Source organism: Bacteroidota bacterium (assembly GCA_039714315.1).
Classification (GTDB): domain Bacteria; phylum Bacteroidota; class Bacteroidia; order Flavobacteriales; family JADGDT01; genus JADGDT01.
In genome coordinates this window covers 1-3,430 of sequence record JBDLJM010000224.1, presented here as the reverse complement: position 1 = coordinate 3,430, position 3,430 = coordinate 1, and the positions used below count along the sequence as shown (strand labels likewise).

At 37.3% G+C, this 3,430-nt stretch carries 3 protein-coding genes; 1 reads left to right on the top strand and 2 read right to left on the bottom strand.

Going from position 1 to position 3,430, the window contains the following annotated elements; translation table 11 throughout:
- Positions 1-269: 269 nt before the first annotated feature.
- Positions 270-638: a hypothetical protein gene (locus tag ABFR62_13710; protein ID MEN8139475.1), complete on the bottom strand. Its 369-nt coding sequence runs from the start codon at positions 636-638 to the stop codon at positions 270-272.
- 245 nt (positions 639-883) lie between these two features.
- Positions 884-1,975, bottom strand: a complete 1,092-nt coding sequence (dnaX, locus tag ABFR62_13705; protein MEN8139474.1) for a DNA polymerase III subunit gamma/tau — start codon at positions 1,973-1,975, stop codon at positions 884-886.
- Positions 1,976-2,646: 671 nt separating this feature from the next.
- Here dnaX and ABFR62_13700 point away from each other — a divergent pair.
- Positions 2,647-3,324: an ABC transporter ATP-binding protein gene (locus ABFR62_13700; protein ID MEN8139473.1), complete on the top strand. Its 678-nt coding sequence runs from the start codon at positions 2,647-2,649 to the stop codon at positions 3,322-3,324.
- Positions 3,325-3,430 lie beyond the last annotated feature (106 nt).

Sequence of the window (3,430 nt, the reverse complement as noted above, 5' to 3'; positions counted from 1 at the left end):
ACTCGTTGTTAGAGAGGGTTAAGAAAAAACGGAAAAGTTTAAAACTCTTCCGTTTTTTTTTGTATTGATTAGCTTTGTAAGTTATCGATGATAACATTTTAAGTTTAAAGTTTAAAGTTCAAAGTTCAAAGTTCAAAGTCTAAAGTCTAAAGTTCAAAATTTACACTGAGATAAGTTCAGGGTGAAAAGTTTAAAGTTTTTTTTGTCATCAGCTCACCGTGTCTCGGCTTAGCGATGATTGGAGTTTTTTCTTCAAAATTTACCTTGATCTATACCAAATCCAGCTTCAGTTTCGTGACAAATGTTTCGAGGAGTGAATTTTTTTCCAACATGAAATTATATTTTTCCTTACTGGTGAAGATCATTTTCAGGTTTTCAACTTCCGTGATGTGAGTCTTAAATCTAATAGAGTAATTGTTAAGATTTTCACGTATGTATTGAATTAGTTTATTGTCTTCGGCAAAATGAGCAGAAAGTGTTTGATTAGGTACTTCGAAAATAATAGTATTGTCTTCGAGTTTAGGCTTTTCGGCTGTCATTGCAGAGTGTAAAAGAGTGCTCCCCTGTTGTAGTAGCATTTCGGCATATTCATTCCAAAGTTTAAGCATGTCGTCGTACTTAAAATCATCTTTGGGCATGTTGCTCAGATCTAATTCAGTTTCCTTTTTGTTTTGTTTTTTTTCCTCGAGATGTGAACTTATCGAAAGCGTAGATTTACGTCTTTGTCTCTTTAGAGGTGTAGAGCTTCTTTTTACAGCTACCTGACTTTCCTGCTGAGCTGGTTCTGCCTGATATTCTCCCTTGGTTTCTTCTACTGTTGTATTAGGTTGGGGATTGAGCTGTTCCTGTACTGTTTTTATTATCCCTGAAAAGCTTGGGGCTTTTATTGGGTATTTAAATTTTTTTTTTTGACTCCGCTTTCAGAGTTTATGGAGGATAGCTGCATTAATGTGATTTCTACCAGAAGCCGTTGGTTTTTGCTGGTTTTAAAGTTGATATCACATTCGTTTGTAATTTCCAGAGCCTGAAACAGGAAGTTTAGTTCGCACTTTTTTGATTGCTCTAAATACTTTTCTCTAGTTTTCTTTCCTACTTCAAGTAATTGAAGGGTAGATTCGTCTTTAGAAACTAATAAGTCTCTAAAGTGAGCAGATAATCCGGCAATAAAATTATGAACATCAAAACCTTTATTCAATATTTCGTTCAGCTGGTTTAATGTTCCGGGAATGTTGTTTGCCAAAATTAAATCTGTAGTTTTGAAATAGTAGTCGTAATCTAAAACATTCAGATTTTCTGCAGCATCGGAAGCGGTGATTTTATTTCCCGAGAAACTAACAACTCTGTCAAACATAGATAAGCCGTCGCGCATTGCACCATCTGCTTTTTGTGCTATAATGTGCAGTGCGTCATCATCGGCCTCAACACCCTCTTTTACGGCTATCATTGCCAATTGACTTTTTACATCTTCAACTCCGATTCTTTTAAAGTCGTAAATCTGACACCTGGAAAGAATAGTTGGAATGATTTTGTGTTTTTCGGTTGTAGCCAATATGAAAATAGCGTGTGCCGGCGGCTCTTCCAAAGTTTTTAGAAAAGCATTAAAAGCCTGTTGAGATAGCATATGTACCTCATCGATGATGTAAACCTTGTATTTTCCGTTTTGAGGCGGTATTCTAACCTGATCGGTCAGGGCTCTGATATCATCTACCGAATTGTTTGAAGCGGCATCGAGCTCAAAAATGTTGAAAGCAAAGTCGTTATCTTCTTCTGTATTACTTTCTTCGTTTATTTTTTTTGCCAATATTCTGGCACATGTTGTTTTTCCCACACCTCTTGGTCCGGTAAAAAGTAAGGCCTGAGCAAGGTGATTATTGGCAATGGAGTGTTCCAAAGTGTCAGTAATAGCTTTTTGGCCAACAACATCTTCAAATGTTTTTGGTCTGTATTTTCTTGCTGATACAATGAAATTTTCCATATTGCGAATAATAATTTCAGCAAATATAAATGCTCGTTCTTATTGTAGCAAGAATTGTTAATATCTTTTAATATAAATTACTGAAGTTTTATGTGTCTTGTTTTTGGTGCTATTTCCGGCCTGCCTGGATTGGCAGACAGGAGCTTCGACCGGCATAGCCGTTAGAAAATTACATTTCGGGGTTTTCGCCGTGGTCCAGCGGCCAAAATATATTTCTCACATGCTGTTCCAAACCAAGTCTCCCGCTACAATTACGAAGTAATCATGAGCTCCAAAAATAATTATTTACGAATAATCCGGGCGGATTATATTCCGGTGTTCTGCACCTTAAAACAAAAAATCTCATGGTTGTAATTGATATTTGGCTGCTTTACACCCGACATTAGTAAATACAGTGTAATCATTGAAAAAAACTATTTGATAATGACTCTTTCCATGATGTTGAAGCGAAACATAAACGCCCCGGATAGCAGCGGTAGCTTTTGTTTGCCGCGATAAGTGAAAAAAGCTCTGTGGCGGCCGCACCTCAAGTGCGGACCCCGCAGAGTTGTTTTGAACTATTTCGGCAAATAAAACTACAAGCGTATAGCCGGAGCAGGCGCATAAAATTAATCATTACCCAATTTTATATTAGTAGGGTATTTATATCTTTACACAAATAATAAATGAGTATGATAATAGCAGACAATATCCATAAGTATTACGGCGATTTGCATGTACTTAAGGGCGTTACGGTGCATATAAAAGAGAAAGAAGTTGTGTCGATAGTTGGGAAATCAGGTGCGGGAAAGACCACTTTACTTCAAATTTTAGGTACTTTGGATATACTTCAAAAAGATGTTGATTCTACTCTTCGGATTAATAATAATAATGTTGTTGGTCTGAAAGACAGGGATTTGTCGAAGTTTAGAAATGAAAATATCGGGTTTATATTTCAGTTTCATCAGTTGTTGCCTGAGTTTGATGCTCTTGAAAATGTGTGTATTCCGGGGTATATAGCTAATAAAAATTCGGAAGATGTAAAGAAGAGGGCTAAGGAGCTTTTAGCTTTTTTGAATTTATCAGACAGAATGCACCATAAACCTTCGGAGCTTTCGGGAGGGGAGCAACAGAGGGTAGCTGTAGCAAGAGCTTTGATAAACAATCCTGCCATTATTCTTGCCGATGAACCATCGGGAAATCTGGATTCGCATCATGCCGAAGAGCTACATAAGCTGTTTTTTAAATTAAGGGATGAATTGGGACAAACTTTTGTAATAGTAACTCACAATAAAGAATTGGCCGATATGGCCGACAGGAAATTGATTATGCAGGATGGTGAGATTCTTAGTGATACGGTGATACGGTGATACAGTGTGATACGGTGATACAGTGTGATACGGTGATACGGTGATACAGTGTGATACGGTGATACGGTGATACGGTGATACGGTGATGCGGTGATACGGTGATACA